This is a genomic window from Shewanella gaetbuli, from assembly GCF_023284065.1.
GTDB lineage: Bacteria > Pseudomonadota > Gammaproteobacteria > Enterobacterales > Shewanellaceae > Shewanella > Shewanella gaetbuli.
On the sequence record NZ_JAKIKP010000002.1, the window covers coordinates 464,293 to 484,414 of the forward strand.

Annotated in this window: 20 protein-coding genes; 18 read left to right on the forward strand and 2 right to left on the reverse strand. The window is 41.7% G+C overall.

Features of this window, described 5'->3' with window-relative positions; genetic code table 11:
* The first annotated feature begins 6 nt into the window (after nt 1-6).
* The 7 genes from L2672_RS04760 to L2672_RS04790 all read left to right on the forward strand — a co-directional run bounded on the left by L2672_RS04760 (nt 7) and on the right by L2672_RS04790 (nt 6,802).
* Complete coding sequence (locus L2672_RS04760; RefSeq protein ID WP_248994676.1) at nt 7-384, forward strand: hypothetical protein; 378 nt, start codon at nt 7-9, stop codon at nt 382-384.
* A 92-nt stretch (nt 385-476) separates the two neighbouring features.
* Nucleotides 477-1,901 (forward strand): tRNA (N6-isopentenyl adenosine(37)-C2)-methylthiotransferase MiaB, encoded by a 1,425-nt coding sequence (gene miaB / locus L2672_RS04765; protein WP_248994677.1) that lies wholly within the window; start codon nt 477-479, stop codon nt 1,899-1,901.
* A 175-nt stretch (nt 1,902-2,076) separates the two neighbouring features.
* Entirely contained in the window at nt 2,077-3,141 is a 1,065-nt protein-coding gene (locus tag L2672_RS04770; RefSeq protein ID WP_248994678.1) for a PhoH family protein, read from the forward strand.
* A 2-nt stretch (nt 3,142-3,143) separates the two neighbouring features.
* Nucleotides 3,144-3,608, forward strand: coding sequence for an rRNA maturation RNase YbeY (ybeY, locus tag L2672_RS04775; protein ID WP_248994742.1), 465 nt, complete (start codon nt 3,144-3,146; stop codon nt 3,606-3,608).
* Nucleotides 3,609-3,668: 60 nt separating this feature from the next.
* Nucleotides 3,669-4,547, forward strand: a complete 879-nt coding sequence (gene corC / locus L2672_RS04780) for a CNNM family magnesium/cobalt transport protein CorC (protein ID WP_248994679.1) — start codon at nt 3,669-3,671, stop codon at nt 4,545-4,547.
* Between the two features lie 160 nt (nt 4,548-4,707).
* Nucleotides 4,708-6,294: an apolipoprotein N-acyltransferase gene (gene lnt, locus L2672_RS04785; RefSeq protein WP_248994680.1), complete on the forward strand. Its 1,587-nt coding sequence runs from the start codon at nt 4,708-4,710 to the stop codon at nt 6,292-6,294.
* Nucleotides 6,284-6,802, forward strand: a complete 519-nt coding sequence (locus L2672_RS04790) for a prepilin-type N-terminal cleavage/methylation domain-containing protein (RefSeq protein ID WP_248994681.1) — start codon at nt 6,284-6,286, stop codon at nt 6,800-6,802. The genes lnt and L2672_RS04790 overlap by 11 nt, the downstream gene beginning before the upstream one ends.
* On the opposite strand, the gene L2672_RS04795 is transcribed toward L2672_RS04790, so the two are convergent.
* Together L2672_RS04795 and L2672_RS04800 are read right to left on the reverse strand one after the other, a co-directional pair.
* Nucleotides 6,799-7,044 (reverse strand): hypothetical protein, encoded by a 246-nt coding sequence (locus tag L2672_RS04795; protein ID WP_248994682.1) that lies wholly within the window; start codon nt 7,042-7,044, stop codon nt 6,799-6,801. The two genes, L2672_RS04790 and L2672_RS04795, sit on opposite strands and share 4 nt — an antisense overlap.
* Nucleotides 7,045-7,320: 276 nt before the next feature.
* Nucleotides 7,321-7,821, reverse strand: a complete 501-nt coding sequence (locus tag L2672_RS04800) for a zinc ribbon-containing protein (RefSeq protein WP_248994683.1) — start codon at nt 7,819-7,821, stop codon at nt 7,321-7,323.
* Between the two features lie 138 nt (nt 7,822-7,959).
* Between L2672_RS04800 and leuS the strand changes: the two genes are divergently transcribed.
* From leuS to L2672_RS04855, 11 genes are all read left to right on the forward strand, one after another.
* Entirely contained in the window at nt 7,960-10,539 is a 2,580-nt protein-coding gene (leuS, locus tag L2672_RS04805) for a leucine--tRNA ligase (protein WP_248994684.1), read from the forward strand.
* Nucleotides 10,540-10,691: 152 nt separating this feature from the next.
* Entirely contained in the window at nt 10,692-11,186 is a 495-nt protein-coding gene (locus tag L2672_RS04810; RefSeq protein ID WP_248994685.1) for an LPS-assembly lipoprotein LptE, read from the forward strand.
* Entirely contained in the window at nt 11,187-12,218 is a 1,032-nt protein-coding gene (gene holA, locus L2672_RS04815; RefSeq protein WP_248994686.1) for a DNA polymerase III subunit delta, read from the forward strand.
* A 13-nt stretch (nt 12,219-12,231) separates the two neighbouring features.
* The gene (gene nadD, locus L2672_RS04820) at nt 12,232-12,876 is read left to right on the forward strand and encodes a nicotinate-nucleotide adenylyltransferase (RefSeq protein ID WP_248994687.1); all 645 of its coding nucleotides are present in this window, start codon (nt 12,232-12,234) and stop codon (nt 12,874-12,876) included.
* A 101-nt stretch (nt 12,877-12,977) separates the two neighbouring features.
* Nucleotides 12,978-13,307 (forward strand): ribosome silencing factor, encoded by a 330-nt coding sequence (gene rsfS / locus L2672_RS04825; protein WP_248994688.1) that lies wholly within the window; start codon nt 12,978-12,980, stop codon nt 13,305-13,307.
* Entirely contained in the window at nt 13,307-13,777 is a 471-nt protein-coding gene (gene rlmH / locus L2672_RS04830; protein ID WP_248994689.1) for a 23S rRNA (pseudouridine(1915)-N(3))-methyltransferase RlmH, read from the forward strand. The genes rsfS and rlmH overlap by 1 nt, the downstream gene beginning before the upstream one ends.
* 98 nt (nt 13,778-13,875) lie before the next feature.
* Nucleotides 13,876-15,747 carry a penicillin-binding protein 2 gene (gene mrdA, locus L2672_RS04835; protein ID WP_248994690.1) on the forward strand — a complete coding sequence of 624 codons (1,872 nt, stop codon included), beginning with the start codon at nt 13,876-13,878 and terminating at the stop codon, nt 15,745-15,747.
* Nucleotides 15,740-16,852: a rod shape-determining protein RodA gene (gene rodA, locus L2672_RS04840; protein ID WP_248994691.1), complete on the forward strand. Its 1,113-nt coding sequence runs from the start codon at nt 15,740-15,742 to the stop codon at nt 16,850-16,852. Before mrdA ends, rodA begins: the two co-directional genes overlap by 8 nt.
* 9 nt (nt 16,853-16,861) lie before the next feature.
* A complete protein-coding gene (gene mltB, locus L2672_RS04845; RefSeq protein WP_248994692.1) occupies nt 16,862-17,860 on the forward strand; it encodes a lytic murein transglycosylase B in 999 nt (332 codons plus the stop codon).
* Nucleotides 17,847-18,677, forward strand: a complete 831-nt coding sequence (locus L2672_RS04850) for a septal ring lytic transglycosylase RlpA family protein (protein ID WP_248994693.1) — start codon at nt 17,847-17,849, stop codon at nt 18,675-18,677. The genes mltB and L2672_RS04850 overlap by 14 nt, the downstream gene beginning before the upstream one ends.
* Before the next feature lie 128 nt (nt 18,678-18,805).
* Nucleotides 18,806-20,020: a serine hydrolase gene (locus tag L2672_RS04855; protein WP_248994694.1), complete on the forward strand. Its 1,215-nt coding sequence runs from the start codon at nt 18,806-18,808 to the stop codon at nt 20,018-20,020.
* Nucleotides 20,021-20,122 lie beyond the last annotated feature (102 nt).

Here is a 20,122-nt window from a genome sequence, read left to right on the forward strand (position 1 = left end):
GAAGTTATGAAACGTTATCAAGTTAACCGCAATTTATTCAATAAACCAGGGCTTGTGGCTATGTTGTTGACCGCTGGCCTATTCTCTGTCAACACCCAAGCTGAAACGGGGGATAATCAACAGCTAAACACGACCAGTATGGAAACAATAACCATAACCTACCGCAATGCGTTTGATTATGCCCTATATCAACGAACCACGGAAATGTTGGCAGGCTTTAATCGCGAACTTGAGCAGAAAATTGTCTTTGAAGCTCGCAGTCAATCTAAAGATATGGCCAATAGTTGGGGAGTTCAAATGGCTCTAAACAGCCAACAAACGCCTCAAAATCAATATGAAGCTAATTCATTACCTTTTGAAGGGGTATTGTCTCAACCAAAGTAATATAAGTAAAACTCGCACAAATGCTAGCCACAGGGCATGACAACAGGTAAAATATCGCGCTATTTTTACTATAGGTTTACCGGCGAGCAGTGATGAGTAAAAAACTTCATATAAAAACCTGGGGCTGTCAAATGAATGAGTATGACTCTTCAAAAATGGCAGATTTACTAGACGAATATCAAGGCTATACCTTGACAGAAGAAGCAAGTGAGGCAGATGTATTACTGCTTAATACCTGCTCTATTCGTGAAAAAGCACAGGAGAAAGTTTTCCATCAATTAGGCAGATGGAAAACCTTAAAAGATAAAAACCCCGATCTAATTATTGGTGTTGGCGGCTGCGTGGCTTCTCAAGAGGGCAAGGCGATTAAAGATCGTGCCCAATGTGTAGACATTATTTTTGGCCCGCAGACGCTACACCGTCTTCCGGAAATGATTGACCAAATTAATCGCGGCGAAAAAGCCGTTATCGATGTCAGCTTTCCAGAAATTGAAAAATTTGACCGTCTACCTGAGCCACGTGCAGAAGGACCAACGGCGTTTGTATCCATTATGGAAGGTTGCAGCAAGTATTGCTCTTTCTGTGTTGTACCTTATACCCGTGGTGAAGAGGTCAGCCGCCCAGTTGATGATGTAATTTTAGAAGTCGCACAATTAGCTGAGCAAGGTGTACGTGAAGTTAACTTATTAGGGCAAAACGTTAATGCTTATCGTGGTGCAACCCATGATGACCAAATTTGCACCTTTGCAGAGTTATTACGTTTAGTAGCCAGCATTGATGGTATTGACCGCATTCGCTTTACCACCAGCCACCCAATTGAGTTTACTCAAGATATTATTGACGTATACGAAGACACCCCTGAATTGGTGAGTTTCTTACACTTACCCGTTCAATCGGGTTCAGACCGTATTTTAACGCAAATGAAACGTGGTCACATGGCGATTGAGTTCAAATCAATCATTCGTCGTTTACGTAAAGCACGTCCTGATATTCAAATCAGTTCAGACTTTATTATTGGCTTCCCTGGTGAAACTCAACAAGATTTTGCTGACACCATGAAGTTAATTGAAGACGTTAACTTTGACCACAGCTTCAGCTTTATTTACAGCGCTCGTCCAGGTACGCCAGCAGCAGACTTACCTGATGACGTGTCAGACGAAGAGAAAAAGCAACGTCTGGCCATTTTACAAGACCGCATTACTCAACAGGCTATGCGTTACAGTCGTCAAATGTTAGGCACTGTGCAACGTATTTTGGTTGAAGGCCCATCGGTTAAAAACCCTATGGAACTGCGTGGCAGAACCGAAAACAACCGTGTGGTTAACTTTGAAGCCCCGCACAAGTTTATTGGTGGTTTTGTTGATGTAGAAATTGTTGACGTTTACACCAACTCTTTACGCGGAAAATTTGTTCGCGGTGAAGATGAAATGGACTTACGTCGTAGCTTACGTCCATCAGATATTCTGGCAAAACATAAGCAAGACGATGACCTAGGTGTGACACAATTTAAGCCTTAATCGCTTATGCCCCTCAACAATTTGCACCCTATATCAACCCTGCAATTGGGTTGATCTTATTGCAACATTGGTGGGTATAATATCAATAACAATAAAGGTGGCATTGCCACCTTTATTTTGTTTAGTATGAATCGTACACTGAACTCAATAAACAACATTGCCATTGGAGCCTTATTTGTCCACTAAAGTGACCACTATGAATGTGTATCTGGAACCTTCAGATACTCGCCGTTTAGCTTCACTATGCGGCCCATTTGACGACAACATTAAACAACTAGAGCGCCGTTTAGGGGTAGAAATTATTCACAAGAATAATCAATTTACCATTGTGGGTTTACCGCGTAATGCCCTTAACGCCAATAATCTGTTGAAACAGTTATATATTGAAACCCAAACGGTAAAAGGCAGTACGCCAGATTTAGCTCCAGAAGTCGTTCATTTAGCCATTCAAGAAGCCATTGCTTTAGAAGCCGACTCTGGTGTTGATGATTCAGGTATCAGCATAAAAACGAAACGTGGAATCATTAAACCTCGCACACCTAATCAAAGCACCTACATGCATAATGTGGCTCGCCACGATATCAGCTTTGGTATTGGCCCGGCAGGAACTGGTAAAACCTATCTAGCAGTTGCAGCGGCAGTTGATGCCTATGAACGTCAAGAAGTTCGCCGTATATTGCTTACACGTCCCGCGGTTGAAGCGGGTGAAAAACTGGGTTTTTTACCGGGTGATTTAAGCCAAAAAGTTGACCCTTATTTACGACCTTTATATGACGCATTATTTGAAATGATGGGTTTTGAAAAGGTTGAAAAACTGATTGAACGCAGTGTCATCGAAGTCGCACCACTTGCTTATATGCGCGGTAGAACCTTAAATGATGCCTTTATCATTCTAGATGAAAGCCAGAATACCACTGTCGAGCAAATGAAAATGTTTCTGACCCGTATAGGGTTTAACTCTCGCGCAGTGATCACTGGCGACATCACCCAAATTGACTTACCCAGACACCAAAAATCTGGTCTAAGACACGCTATTGAAGTGTTAAGTGAAGTGCCTGAAATTAGCTTTAACTTCTTTGTTGCCCAAGATGTTGTGCGCCACCCTGTTGTGGCACGCATTGTTGAAGCCTACGAGTCGTTTGAACAAAAAGAACAACTTGAAAAGGCCGCTAAAGAAAAAGCCTACCAAGACCGCGAGCAAAAGAAACTATTGCCAGCACAAAACGACCAGAGCGCTTAATGATGTCATCACCCAAGGTTAATTTAGACTTACAAATTGCCGTTGAATCACAGTCTCTGCCGAGTCAGTCGCAATTTGAAACATGGGTCAGTACCGCCATTGGCAAGTCTATGCCTGAGGTAGAACTGACCATTCGTTTAGTTGAAGCCCTTGAAAGCCAGCAACTAAACCATACATATCGAGGAAAAGATAAGCCCACTAACGTGTTGTCTTTTCCTTTTGAAGCACCCGCTGAAATTGAGCTACCTTTAATTGGTGATTTAATCATCTGTGTTGAGGTTGTTGAAAAAGAAGCTCAAGATCAACATAAACCCATAGAAGCCCATTGGGCTCATATGGTGATACATGGTTGCTTGCATTTGCTAGGTTATGACCATATTATCGAAGACGAAGCAGAAGAGATGGAATCTTTAGAGACCCAACTTCTTCAACATTTAGGTTTTTCAGACCCCTATAAGGAAACATAAATAAATAGCTTTAAGGCCAAAAAATTAACTGACACCTTAAAACTTATTTAGGTAAATATTATGAGTGACGATATCCCCCCGAGTACAAGCGCCCCTAAGAAAAGCTGGTTTGATAAAATTAACCAATTATTCCAGGGCGAACCTCAAAACCGCGAAGATTTAGTTGATGTAATCTCTGGTGCTGAAGAGCGCGACCTGATTACAGAAGACACACGAGAAATGATCAAAGGTGTGTTAGAAGTCTCTGATCTTCGTGTACGTGACATTATGATCCCACGTTCACAAATTGTTACTCTGCAAATAGACTCTTCAGTTGATGAATTACTTGAAACTGTTATTGAGTCAGCCCACTCTCGTTTTCCTGTTGTAAATGAAGACAAAGACCATATTGAAGGTATTTTACTGGCTAAAGACCTGTTGAAATATGGCTTTAAAAATTCAGAAGAACCTTTCTCATTGGCACAAGTTATTCGCCCAGCAGTTGTAGTGCCTGAAAGTAAACGCGTTGATGTATTACTCAAAGAATTCCGTTCTCAACGCTATCATATGGCTATTGTAGTTGATGAATACGGCGGTGTTTCTGGTCTGGTGACCATTGAAGATATTCTTGAAGAAATTGTCGGTGAAATTGAAGATGAATTTGACCACAGTTCAGTTGAAGATACTGAAGTCAAAAAAATCAGCAATACGGTATTTATTGTTAAAGCCCTCACCGAAATTGACGACTTTAACGAAGCCTGTGGTACTCAATTCAGCGATGAAGAGTTTGATACTGTTGGTGGACTGGTTTCCCATGCATTTGGTCATCTACCAGAGCGAAACGAAACCATTATGATTGATAATATCGAATTTAAAGTCACTAATGCCGATACTCGCCGACTCATTCAGTTACGCGTAAAACTGCCTGACCCAGACCAAGTAGACGCTACAGAAGAATAGTCTTCTAGCATGATTAAGCAGCATTAATTAACCTGAGCTAACGCGATAAAGTTAATTTTTGCTGCTTTTTAATGGCTAATATTTTTTTATCACCCGCCTACGTGGCATAATCAGCATCACACTTATCTCTTGTCATTGATATCACTAATAAAGGCTTGATGTGCTAGCAAAATTACATCCCCATTCTCAGCTAAATTTTTTTAGTCTATTAAGTGCATTTGCCTTAGGTGCTAGCACCGCTTTATCATTTGCGCCTTATGGCATTTGGCCCATCATGCCCATAGCATTGGCATTTGCACTTTGGCAAAGTCAATTTTTAGCCCCTAAATATGCCTTTAAATATTGGTTAAGCTTTGGTTTTGGTACCTTTGCTATAGGCATAAGCTGGGTACATGTCAGCATGGACACCTTTGGAGGTATGCCTTTACCAGTATCCATCGGGCTCATGGCACTGTTGGCTCTATATTTAGCCATTTACCCCGCATTAGCCGGTTATTTACTGAATAAGTTGTTACCCTTAACAGCCACAAACCCAATACCAGCCAAAATCTATTTATTTAAATACCTTGCACTATTCCCCTCGTTGTGGATTTTAACCGAGTGGTTGCGAGGTTGGGTGATGACAGGCTTTCCTTGGCTTTGGGCAGGATATACCCAAACTAATGGACCATTAAGCGAGCTTGCAAGTATTGTTGGCGCAATGGGATTAAGCTTTGTTATTGCTGCAGTAGCTGGCGCATTAATGTTAGCCAGTTTGAAAAAGGTCATCCCATTAATTATGACCCTCAGCATACTCACTGCATTCACCTTTGCTGCACCCTATATGAACCCAATCAGCCCTACAGGTAAGACAATAAAGGTAGCATTAGTCCAAGGTAACATAGCCCAAAGTATGAAATGGGAGCCCGATGCGCTATGGCCAACTATGCTCAAGTTTATGGATTTAACACGCGATCATTTTGACGATCAAAATAGTGTTGATCTTGTGGTATGGCCGGAGGCTGCCATTCCGGCACCTGAGTCAATGGTCGAAGAGTTTTTATATAACGCTAACCAAGTAGCTAACCTAAATAATACCGCCATTATTACTGGCATTATCAGTCGCCACCAGCACGACTTTTACAATTCATTAATTGTCTTGGGTAATCATCATAGTAAGCAGCAAGATAGTGCTGATTATCAAATTGGTGGACAAAACGAATTTAGAAAGCATCACCTACTGCCGATAGGTGAATTTGTGCCATTCGAGCAACTGCTTCGCCCTATCGCTCCCTTTTTTAATCTACCAATGAGCTCGTTTCAACGGGGCGACTTTGTACAGCCCAATTTATCTGCTCTTGGCTATAAAATATCTGCCGCCATTTGTTATGAAATAGTCTTTCCTGAACAGGTTCGCGCCAACACCCACACTGATACAGACTTATTACTCACCGTATCTAACGATGCTTGGTTTGGTTCCTCAAACGGCCCTTTACAGCACATGGAAATAGCCCAAATGCGCGCAATTGAAATGGGTAAGCCTTTACTCAGGGCCACCAACAACGGAGTAACGGCCATTGTTAATCCTTATGGTAAAATCGAACAAGTACTGCCTCAATTTGAAACCGCTGTACTAGTCAGCGAGGTTCAACTTTACCAAGGAGACACTTGGTTTAAACGTATAGGCCAAACACCATTACTGCTTTTAGCAGCATTTTTGCTATTATTATCAATAACCATACATCATCGACGTCAGCATGCTAAATAGCCAACCTCAAACTTTAAAGTTCGTTAAAAATCAGCAAGGGTTTACCTTAATTGAGCTGATAGTGGTGATTATTATTTTAGCCATTTTGGCTATTATTGCGGCACCAAAGTTTATTGGGTTAAGTTCCGAGGCCAGAGCATCAACCCTAAACAATATCTCATCATCGGTTAAAACCGCCAATACTCTTGTGTATGCAAAGTCACAAATGACTAGCCTACAAGTTAGACAAGTCCCCAACAGAGACGATTTAATTGATATCGATTTAGATGGTGACGGTATTTTTGAAACCCGTTTAAAGTGGGGATACTTAGATAATACCGACATTGAAAAATGGATAGAACTAGATGATGCGCTAACCATACAGTACCAAGGAATAGCTAATACTTACATTGGCTATGATATAGATGAAAGTGGTCAAGTACTTAATAACAACTGCTACTTTCATTATGTACAAGCCGCTAATGAGACAACACCGCCACAGTTGAGCATTGAATCTTCAGGCTGTTAATCTGCGCTTTTTACAGACATTCGCTCCCAAGCGGCTTTGCACCATTTAAATAGCTTAAACAACCGCTCGCCCACAAAAAAAATGACCCCAATGATAAAGTTGTAAAACAGCAGCAATATCGCCACACCTAAATAGGTTTTAACCACAGCATCAAATGAGCCTAAATCCCATATTATCAGTACCAAAATAAGCAAAGGAACTGAAACAAGTAACGCTATTTTTAAATAATCTTTTTGGTTCATAAGTATCGGTTAATAATTTTGTTAAATTGATAAATAAGCTATTGCATGAGCCCATTCAAGCATAACCGAATTTTAAATGAATACTTTAAACAACTCCAAATAAATTAGCGAGTTAGGTCATTATTCAACCAAACTAATGGTGAAAATATTTTGGGGTAAGATGAGCATCACTCCTGTGAAACTTTAGTGCTAAAGCTATCGTTGAAAACAACTAGACTTTAAAAATCCACAAGAATGATGACAAAAACCGCGGTAACCGATTGACATAAAGATCGATTAAGGTGCTAACGCTTCTCGGCTAAATGCATCTGAGTCACAACTTGGGCACTCAGGAATCACTCCCGGAAAGTTAATTTGCATGCTATGACCACAATTATCACAAATCAGCGTACCTTGATTAATAATCTCGCCCGCTTTATAAGTGCCATGATGTTTAAAATCTTGTTGTAACTCATGCCACTCAACTTGGCTGCGATCAGTGATACCGCTTAACCAATTCCACAAAGTATTTTCTATGGCGATTGCCGTCGGGCTATAACTGATATCATCTTCAGTTTGTGCTTTTAAAAAGTTAGCAATGTCACGCTTTAAAAATTCTTCTACTAAAGCTAACTCTTGTTCATCAGCCTTTTTCTTCAGCTGTAAATAGTTTTTTCCTTCGGTGACCGATTTAAACAAACTTTTAGCAGTCAATGAGTTATCACCCTCAAACTGCAACTTTACTTGTTCAAATAATGATTGATATAAGTCTAATAATGCTGAACTTCTTCCACTCATATTGAATACTCCTTAAGACGAACCTTTTTAAAGCATCACTTCTAGTTTATTCTATGCAGTTATTCATCACACGAATGCGCGTTAGATCAAACATTATGCGCAAATCCAACAACGGGCGGCTTGGCCGGAAATAGATTGATGCAAGAACAATATAATCCCTTAGAGATTGAAGCTTTAGTGCAAAAGCACTGGCAAGACCAAAAAACTTTCGAAGTCACTGAAGACGAGAGCAAAGAGAAGTATTACTGTCTCTCAATGTTCCCGTACCCATCAGGTCGACTTCATATGGGCCACGTGCGTAACTACACCATAGGTGATGTTGTTGCTCGTTACCAACGTTTACAAGGAAAAAATGTTCTACAACCCATTGGTTGGGATTCATTCGGCTTACCGGCTGAAAATGCGGCGATCAATAACAAGACCTCTCCAGCACCTTGGACTTATGAAAATATTGAGTACATGAAAAACCAGCTTAAATTACTAGGCTTTGGTTATGATTGGAGCCGTGAAATTGCCACGTGTACTCCTGAGTACTACCGTTGGGAGCAATGGTTTTTCAGCAAGCTTTATGAAAAAGGCCTAGTCTACAAAAAAACCGCTTCAGTAAACTGGTGTCCAAATGACGAAACCGTACTGGCGAACGAGCAAGTACAAGACGGCTGTTGCTGGCGCTGTGACACTGAGGTCGTGCAAAAAGAAATTCCACAGTGGTTCATTAAAATCACTGACTATGCTGAAGAATTACTTAACGATATCGATACACTAGACGGCTGGCCTGAACAGGTTAAAGCCATGCAGCGTAACTGGATTGGCCGTAGCGAAGGTATTGAAATGACCTTCCAAGTGGAAAACAGTGAGCAAAGCTTCGATATCTACACCACCCGTCCAGACACAGTAATGGGTGTGACTTATGTTGCTATCGCAGCGGGTCACCCTTTAGCGATTCAAGCCGCTGAAAACAACCCAGAATTAACGGCATTTTTAGAAGAATGTAAAAATGCCGATACCACTGAAGCAGCGATGGCTTCAATGGAGAAAAAAGGCGTTGCGACAGGCTTAAATGCTGTTCATCCTATTAGTGGTAAATTAGTCCCTATTTGGGTAGCTAACTTTGTATTGATGAATTACGGCACTGGCGCGGTAATGTCAGTACCCGCTCACGATCAACGTGACTATGAGTTTGCCCAAAAATTCGGTCTTGCTATTGAAGCCGTTATCAAGCCTGCTGATGCAGAGCTGGATATCAGCAAAGAAGCATATACTGAAAAAGGCGTGTTATTTAACTCAGGCGAGTTTGACGGTCTAGACTTCCAAGCGGCATTTGATGCCATTGACGCAAAATTATCAGCAGAAGGTAAAGGCAAACGCCAAGTTAACTTCCGCTTACGCGACTGGGGTGTTTCTCGTCAACGTTACTGGGGCGCACCAATCCCAATGGTCACCTTAGAAGATGGCACGGTAATGCCTACTCCTGAAGACCAACTTCCTGTCATTCTGCCAGAAGATGTGGTTATGGACGGTATCCAAAGCCCTATTAAGGCTGACAAAGAGTGGGCTAAAACCACGGTAAACGGCCAAGCGGCATTACGTGAAACCGACACCTTTGACACCTTTATGGAGTCATCTTGGTATTACGCTCGCTACTGTAGCCCGCATGCAGACCAAATGCTTGACTCAGCTAAAGCTAACTATTGGCTACCTGTAGACCAATACATTGGTGGTATCGAACACGCTTGTATGCATTTATTGTACTTCCGTTTCTTCCACAAATTGTTACGCGATATGGACTTAGTTAACTCTAATGAGCCTGCGAAACAATTGCTGACTCAAGGTATGGTATTAGCCGACGCTTACTACTACATCAATGAAAAAGGTGCTCGCGTGTGGGTATCGCCATTAGATGTTGCTGAGTTAGAAAAAGACGACAAAGGCCGTGTTACCAAAGCAGTTGATAAAAACGGAAATGAGCTGGTTTACACAGGCATGAGCAAAATGTCGAAGTCTAAAAACAACGGTATTGACCCACAGGTCATGGTTGAGAAATACGGCGCAGACACAGTACGTTTATTTATGATGTTTGCTTCACCACCAGAGTTAACGCTTGAGTGGCAAGAGTCTGGCGTTGAAGGCGCACATCGCTTTATTAAACGTTTATGGAAATTGGCTAACGATCACATTAGTGCTGGGGCAACTGAAGCCCTTGACGTTAAATCGTTAACGGCCGACCAAAAAGCTCTTCGTCGTGAGCTACACAAAACCATTGCTAAAGTGAGTGATGATATAGGCCGTCGTCAAATGTTCAACACCGCTATTGCTGCGGTAATGGAATTGATGAACCATCTATTAAAAGCACCTCAAGAGTCAGCTCAAGACCGTGCATTGATGGCTGAAGCATTATCTGCTATTACTCGTTTACTTTACCCAATTGTGCCGCACATTTGCTTTAGCTTATGGAAAGAGTTAGGTAACGAAAACAACATTGAAGATAGCCGTTGGCCTGAAGTGGACGAAAGCGCACTAGTTGAAGACAGTAAATTAATTATTGTACAAATCAACGGTAAATTACGCGCTAAAATCACGGTTGCCGCTGACGCAACGCAAGAGCAAGTGCAAGCCTTGGCAATGGAAGACGAGCATGTACAGAAACATTCTGACGGACTCACCATTCGTAAAGTGATTTATATTCCTGGCAAGCTGCTAAACATTGTTGCTAAATAACATTGTTGATCAATAAGAGCAGAGCATTGCTCAGTAAACCAATAGCCTCACGCTTGTGAGGTAAATGATTGCCCATCTTAGGAGTTCCTCCTAAGATGGGCATATTAAGTTTGACCATGGTGACATGGTAGTAAAGGAATTCGATAACAATTATGTTGATGAAACGTATCGCAATGGCGCTCATTTCTGTCGTATTACTGGCTACATCAGGGTGCGGATTTAAATTACAACGAAGTTACTCGATCCCCGCTGAATTACAGCAATTACATTTAAGCAGCAGTGACCAATACAGTGAACTGACCCGTTTAGTTAACGACCGTTTACGCATTAACAGTGTTGATGTTGTTGCCGCTAACCCAAATACACCCACTCTAAGATTAATCAGTGATTCATTAGAGCGAGCGACATTATCCCTTTACCCAACGGGTAACGTGGCAGAATATGAGTTAATATATATTGTAAATTACACTGTCACTCTCCCAGATAACGAACCGATTGAATATCAAGCCGAAATTCGCCGAGATTATCAAGACGACCCCCGAACAGCATTAGCTAAAAGTCGTGAAATGGAATTATTAACGCGAGAAATGCGAGTTCAAGCTGCCGATCAAATTATTCAAACATTAGCGTCAATCGGTACCGAATAAATGCGGGTTTATCCTGATCAATTAAAAAAACATCTGCAGCCATTGCCGCAAATCTGCCTATTATTTGGTGATGACTTGTGGCTGGTTGAAAATAGTAAGCAACAGTTAATTACAGCGGCTAAAAAACAAGGCTTTGATGAGCGAGTACAGTTAACCCAAGAAACCAGCTTTAATTGGCAAGACTTAATTCAAGAATGGCAATCAATGAGTTTATTCGCCAGTCGACGTATTATTGAGCTGACATTGCCTAATGGCAAACCGGGCACTGAAGGCGCTAAAGCGTTTCAAACCATTTTAAGCCAAGCAAACCCAGACATTATATTAATTGTTCAAGGGCCAAAAGCGGGGTTAGAACAAACCAATAGCAAATGGTTTAAGTCTCTGGACAGTAAAGGCTTATACATTCCTTGCGCCACCCCAGAGGGTAAACAATTTGAGCGCTGGTTAGATGGCCGCATCATGCATTATAAACTCACGGTTCATCACGATGCTAAAGCCATGATGTTCAACTTATTTGAAGGTAATCTATTGGCGGCTGAACAAGCCATGCAAATGCTACAACTGGTTAGCCCTAACAGTAATATTACTCCAGAACAACTCACCCACTACTTTGAAGATCAGTCACGTTTTAGTGTCTTTCAGCTTACCGATGCTATTTTGCTAAATCATCAAAAACAAGCTCAACATATGCTGGCACAACTGCAAAGTGAAGGCACAGCAATGCCAATTCTTATGTGGGCCGTATTTAAAGAAATCACCCTACTGCTAAACCTAAAACTGGCTCAATCTCAAGGCGAGCAATTAAATAAATTGTGGGGACAATATCGAATATGGGATAAACGCAAGCCGCTATATCAAGCTGCGTTAAGTCGATTAGAGCTTCACCACCTTGAACATATGCTGGCTTTAGCCTCAAGCTTAGAGCTAAATTTAAAACAATATGGTGCTGAAGACTGGATAGGCATGAGCCATTTATGCATATTATTTGATCCCAGAGCCCATAATCGTCTCGCGCATATTGAGCTCAATTAGACGAGTATCTAGTATGAGAATTGCAATTCTGGGTGGCACCTTTGACCCAATACACTTAGGACATATTAAACCTGCATTAGAGGTTAAGCATCAGCTAGAATTAGACCAAGTGTGGTTAATGCCTAATAATATTCCACCACACAAACAGCGCACCAATGTCGACACTCAGCACCGTTTAACCATGGTTGAACAAGTTTGCCAGCAATACTCGCAATTACAACTTTGCGACATAGAGCTAACCTGTGATACCCCGTCCTACACGGCCAAAACATTAGCCTTGTTAAGTCAACGTTACCCCCAGCATCAGTTTTATTTCATTATGGGGATGGATTCATTTATTCAGTTGCAAAGCTGGTATCAGTACCAAGAAATTTTTACTCAGTGTCATATCATTTTATGTCAGCGTCCTGGGTGGACCCTAGCTAATTCAAGCCCAATGCATGCACTGCTTAATCAATATGGCATTAACGCCAAAGAATTTTTAAATACCTTATCGACCCAACCACAATGCGGACGAGTGATCACTGTTGATATCAATTTACAAGATATCTCCTCAACTGACATTCGCCAACGACTCCTTCAACAACAAGATACCTCACACTTATTAGCCCCTTGTACGGCTAAATATATTCAGCAACACCATTTATACCTAGATTAACATTTACTCAGTAAACCTATCACTTTATCAGCGGTTAATTGCGTCTAGCGGGGTTAATTGAGTATAATGCTCCGTTAATTTTGACTAATGAGGTAAATCGCGTGCAAAGCACCGAGCTAAAAGATTTTGTTGTCGATAAAATCGATGATTTAAAAGCAAAAAATATTGTTGTATTAGACGTTAAAAACCAATCTACCATTACCGATACCATGGTAATTTGTACTGGTACATCTAAAACACATGTCCGCGCCATTGGTGAGCATATGGTTTTGGAAGCTAAAAAAGCGGGCATTCAACCATTAGGCGTTGAAGGCCGTGACAACAGTGAATGGGTATTAGTTGATTTAGGTGAAGTGATTGTTCATGTGATGCAAGAACAAACTCGCGAATACTATCAACTTGAAAAACTTTGGTCTGATCAAAACGCATAATGAAGTTACAACTGATTGCCGTAGGCACTAAAATGCCCGACTGGGTCACCCGTGGTTTTGAAGAGTATCAGCGACGCTTTCCTCGAGATATGCCGTTAGAGCTCATTGAGATCCCCGCGGGAAAACGTGGCAAAAATGCAGATATTGTTCGCATCTTGCAAAAAGAAGGCGAATTAATGCTTGCAGCAGTTCCCAAAGGCAATCACATTGTGAGCTTAGACCTACCCGGCAAAAACTGGACAACTCCAGACTTAGCAGAACAAATGACAAAATGGCAGCTTGATGGCCGAGATGTTAGCTTGTTAATTGGTGGGCCAGAAGGACTTGCCCCCGCCTGTAAAGCCGCAGCTAACCAAAGTTGGTGTTTATCCGCACTTACCTTGCCTCATCCTATGGTTCGCATATTGGTTGGAGAAAGCTTATACAGAGCTTGGAGCGTGAATAACAACCACCCTTATCACCGTGAATAACCTTGGTGAAACCCATTAAACAAGTTTTAAGGTTGTTGACAATTCAACAGCAAAAAGCAACGCTAACGATTTTAATATAATAAATCTTGGAGACTTAAGTGCCGCCAAAGAAGCGCATTACCATGCATGACCATGCCGCAGAGGCGTCGTTATTCAAACGTCGTGCATTGTTCACTTTTTTTTGCGTCTTCGTATTATTATCTGTGTTGTTTTCGAATATGTATCAACTACAGGTAGTGTCACACAAAGATTACGAAACCCGCTCAAATGACAACCGTATTAGAGTGGTTCCTACCGCACCAAGTCGCGGGTTAATTTTTGACCGTCACGGCAATTTACTGGCTGAAAACCAACCTTACTATTCATTAGAAATTATCCCTGAACGGGTGACCGATTTAGATGAAACCTTCGATAAGCTCAATAGTATTATCGAAATAAGCGACGAAGAACGTCAGCAACTTAAAGACACACTTAAGTTTCATCGCCGTTTTAAACCGCTCACAATCAAAAGTAAATTAACTGAACAGCAAGTCGCCAGCTTTTCGGTTAACCAACATCAATTTCCTGGGATTTATATTGAAGCCGGTTTAAAACGTCATTACCCTTATGAAGACCTTATGACCCACGTATTAGGTTATGTAGGTAAAATTAATACCCGAGATAAAGCCGCCTTAGAAAAAAGTGACAAGTGGAAAAAATATGCGGCAACCAAAGACATTGGTAAGCAGGGTATTGAAAAATATTATGAAGATTTATTGCATGGCGCACCGGGCCATCTAGAAGAAGAAGTGAATAACCGAGGACGAGTTATTCGCACCCTAAAAGTAACCCCCCCCACGCCAGGACAAGATATTTATCTTACCCTCGATTTAAACTTACAGCTTAAAGCGATGGAGTTATTAGATGGTCGACGAGGCTCAGTGGTTGCCATTGACCCACAAGATGGCGGTATTTTAGCCATGGTATCGAGCCCAAGTTATGACCCTAACCAATTTGTGCATGGAATCAGCAGCAAAGCCTATAGTGAGCTGCTAAATGATAAGTCCAGACCGCTAATTAACCGTGCCACCCAAGGACAGTACTCTCCTGCATCAACCATAAAACCATTAGTGGCATTATTGGGTCTTGAAGAGCGGATTATTAACGATAAAACCCGTGTATGGGACCCCGGTTTTTGGCAAATACCGGGCGTAGAAAGAAAATGGCGAGACTGGAAAAGATGGGGGCACGGCTGGGTAGATGTTTACCACGCTATTATTGATTCATGCGATATCTTTTTCTACGACCTAGTATACAAGATTGGCATCGATAAAATGTCATCATTTATGGCTCAATTTGGTTTTGGCGAACAAACCAATGTCGATATACATGAAGAAGCTGCAGGTATCATGCCCTCTAGAGACTGGAAGCGCCTTAGATATAACCAACCTTGGTATATTGGTGACACCATTTCAGTTGGCATTGGTCAAGGGTACTGGACCAGCACACCATTACAGTTAGCCAACGCAACTGCAACGCTGGCCAACAAAGGTCAACGCTTCTCTCCTCATTTACTCAAGTCCACTCGTAATGAAAACGAAACGCTTGAATCGCCCATTGAAGAGCTACCACCTATTGAGCTTAAAAACCCTAGAAACTGGGATATTATCAATGATGCTATGCGCCAAACCGCTGATAAGTCTCGATTCACTGACGCCACCTACACTGCCGCAATGAAAACCGGTACCGCACAGGTTTTCTCTGTTGGGCAAAATGAAAAATACGATGCTGACAATATTCCAGAACATTTAAGGGACAACGCCTTAATTGTGGCCTATGCCCCTTATGAAAACCCTCAAATTGTACTGGCTGTGGTCTTAGAAAATGCCGGTTGGGGTGGCGCTAATGCTGGGCCACTCGCCAGAGCATTATTGGATGAATATATGTTAAGGGACGATGCCGTCGTGCCTAATGAGTCAGCAGATGAATAATCACACCCATCATCACAAAAAAAATATATGGCAGCGAATGCACATTGACTTGCCACTGTTGTGTGGCTTGTTGGCATTAATGGTATTTGGCCTATTTGTTATTTATTCTGCCAGTGGTGAAAGTGCCGCCATGATGGAGCGCCAACTCACCCGAATGGGACTATCGTTAGTCATCATGCTAGGCGTGGCGCAAATTAACCCTGAGGTGCTTCGCCGTTGGGCACTGCCTATTTACGTCGCCGGTATTATTTTACTGCTTGGAGTGCATTTTTTTGGCACCATCAATAAAGGCGCACAACGCTGGTTAAACTTAGGTTTTATGGAGTTTCAGCCGTCAGAATTAATTAAGCTCGCCTTCCCTATTACTATGGCATGGTACATCAGTAAATTTCCCTTACCGCCTAAAAAGCGCTATTTAGCTGGTGGCGCCATTATTTTATTAATTCCAACACTACTGATTGCCAAACAACCTGATTTAGGCACCTCTATTCTGGTGGCGGCCTCTGGGGTGTTTGTGTTGTTCTTATCGGGCATGAGTTGGTTAATTGTTGGCGGAATCATTGCCGCAGGGCTGATATTTTTACCGATATTATGGTTCTTTCTAATGCATGATTACCAGCGAACGCGCGTGCTGACCTTATTTGACCCCGAGAAAGATCCTCTAGGTGCAGGCTACCATATTATTCAATCTAAAATTGCTATCGGTTCAGGTGGTGTGTGGGGTAAAGGTTGGCTACAAGGTACCCAATCACAACTGGAGTTTTTACCCGAACGACACACAGATTTTATTTTTGCCGTTATTGGTGAAGAGTTTGGTTTAGTGGGATGTTTCTTACTCTTAGCGCTTTATTTATATGTTATTGGCCGAGGGTTGGTTATCGCCGCTAGAGCACAAACCAGTTTTGCCCGCTTATTGGCTGGCAGTATTACCTTAACCTTCTTTGTGTATATCTTCGTCAATATCGGTATGGTTTCCGGCATATTACCGGTTGTAGGTGTACCGCTACCCCTGATAAGTTATGGTGGCACATCAATGCTGACACTGATGACAGGATTCGGCATATTAATGAGCATTCAAACCCATAGACGGTTTATAGATAGATAGGACGATTTAATGAAATTTACAACGCGCTTATTAGGTTCTTTTACGCTCTTTTTTTCCTCAATAATAAGCACTCAAGCCGCCACTGACGTTGATGTGGATGCACTAAAAAAACAGTTTATAGCCGACCAAGTTGCAAAGGGCTTTACCCAGCAAGAAGTCGACGCTTTTATGCAGCAATCAACCTACAACCAAGCGGTTATTGATGCCATCACTAAACCCTGGGAAGCCAAACCTTGGCACCAATATTATCCGATATTTCTAACCGAAAAACGCTTAGAAAAAGGCCTCGCCTTTTGGCAAGAAAATGCCGACACCATCGCTAAAGCCGCTGACAAATTTAATGTCGACCCACAAATTATTGTGGCAATTATAGGCATTGAAACCTTTTACGGTGGCTACATGGGCAACTATAAAGTGCAAGATGCACTTTATACACTGGGTTTTTATTATGCCCCACGCGCTAAATTCTTCCGCAGTGAATATGGCAACCTAATGTCACTGATTAAAGAAGAACAACTCGACAACGACAACCTTAAAGGCTCTTATGCTGGCGCTATGGGGTATGGTCAATTTATTCCATCTAGTTACCGTCATTATTCAGTAGACTTCAGTGGTGATGGCCGCAGAGATTTACTCAATAGCAAAGCTGATGCTATCGGCAGTGTCGCCAATTATTTTCATCAACATGGTTGGCAGCGGGGTGAGCCAGTAGCCTTGCGGTTATATAACAAAGGCAATGACACTCCAAAAGCCAAAGTGTGGACCAGCGAAAGACTGCATTATAAAGTATCAGATATTCTTTCACCTACTTTAGGTCTAGCTAAAAGCCAAGATTTAGATGTGTCTCAGCCCGCCATGCTAGTCAAACTTGAGCAGCCTGAAGTTGATGAATATTGGTTAGGCCTAAAAAACTTTTACGTGATTACACGTTATAACCGAAGCCCACTGTATGCCATGGCGGTATACCAATTTAGCGAGCAATTAAAAGCCGAATATGATGCAAACTAAAACGATAATACCCCTCATTTGTTTGGGCTTGACGCTGCTGTTAACGGCCTGTTCCTCTGCGCCTAAATCAGCTAAAAAAAGCGATAATAACAACAGCCAGTCAGGCCGTTATCAGATGAAAGATGACCGTTACCCTGATAATGCCCCTGATGTAAGTAAAGTCAAAAATGCGGTACCTAAATACGAGCCTTATTCACGCCAAGGAAACCCGAATAAATATACCGTATTAGGCAAAAGCTATAAGGTATTGCCAACAGGTAAAGGTTTTACTGAAGTCGGACATGCATCTTGGTATGGTTCTAAGTTTCACGGTCACCTAACCTCAAACGGTGAAACCTATGACATGTATGCCATGTCGGCAGCACATAAAAACCTGCCATTACCCAGTTATGTCAAGGTCACAAACCTCGAAAACAATAAGCAAATTATCGTCAGAGTTAATGACAGAGGCCCATTCCATCAAGGTCGAGTGATTGATTTATCCTACGCAGGAGCTTATCACTTAGGTATGTTAGCCAAAGGCACGGCAAAAGTAAGATTAGATGTGATTCATATTGAGTCGGATGCACAAAAAGCGGTTAATGAAGCCACCGACAATGAACAGCATTATATTCAAGTGGTCGCATCAAAAGATAAGTTAAGAGTGAACACATTAGCCAAAGAACTCGAAAGAAAATACGGCGTAAAATCGCGCATTGTCTCTAGAAATGGCTTACACCGCATTCAACTTGGGCCAATAGACAAAATATATTTAACCAATAAATTACTCGATAACTTACATATGAACGGCTACCCACAAAGTTTTATTGTGCCCTAGCGCCAGTTTTAAACTTTTTTAGTCCATGAATGAACCTTAATGTGATTTCATTGCCTATTAATGGTACGACTAATGTTATAATCGTTTTTATTGTCTTTTTTTGAATTAACCAGAGACTTGCTAATTTCATGATGAATCTTGTCAAAGCCCCAATTGCGTCAGCACTGCTACTTTCTTTAGTATCATTTTCCTCAGCGGCAAATACCCCGCAACCCGATCCTCGCCCAGTGCCAAATCGCGCCCCAATGGTGATGCCAGATGCGCCCAATGTAGCAGCAAAAGCATATGTATTAATGGACTACTATTCAGGTAGAGTCATTGCTGAAGAAAATGCTTATGAAAGTTTAAACCCTGCCAGTTTAACAAAAATGCTCACTAGCTATGTTATTGGTCACGAAGTGAAAGTGGGTAATATTTCATTAGATGATGATGTATTAATTACTAAAAATGCTTGGTCTAAAAACTTCCCTGACTCGTCAAAAATGTTCATCGAAGTGGGAAAAACCGTTAAAGTTGCAGACTTAAATCGCGGCATTATTATTCAATCAGGTAACGACGCTTGTGTTGCAATGGCTGAACACATTGCCGGAACCGAAGATGCTTTTGTTGATTTAATGAATTCATGGGCCAAACAACTTGGCATGAACGACAGCTATTTTGAAAACTCACATGGCTTAGATTCAGACAACCACAAAACAACCGCTTACGATATGGCCATTCTTGGTGCAGCTTTAATTCGCGATGTACCAGAAGAATATCGAGTATATTCAGAAAAGTCGTTTACCTTTAACGGCATCAAACAATACAACCGTAATGGTTTATTGTGGGATAAAAGCTTAAACGTTGATGGCATTAAAACCGGTCACACTTCGGGTGCAGGCTATAACCTTGTAACGTCAGCAACAAATGACGAAGGAATGCGACTCGTTACCGTAGTAATGGGCACCAACAGTGAGTCAGCCCGTAAAGCCGAAAGTAAAAAACTGCTTAATTACGGTTTCCGCTTTTTTGAAACCATTACCCCTTACCGCGCAGGCGACACTTTTGTTAGCCAAAAAATTTGGTACGGTGATGTTGAAAATGTCGATTTAGGCGTTATGACCGATACACCACTAACCATTCCTCGTGGCCAAGCAAAACAGCTACAAGCTAACTTTGAACTCACTAAGCCACTAACCGCGCCATTAGCAAAAGGTGAAACCGTCGGTCGAGTTTATTTCCAACTAGACGGCAAAGACATTGCTCAGTTCCCTCTTGTTACCTTAAACACAGTTCAAGAAGGTAGTTGGGTCAGCAAACTAATGGATTACTTTAAACAGCTTTTTGCAAGTTGGTTTGAGTAAAACCGAATATTTGTCTGATAACTGACTAATTTTCAATATGGTAAAGCCGCTGATTATGCGGCTTTATTTTTTTGACAAAAAATAGCCTTGAATCGGGTATAA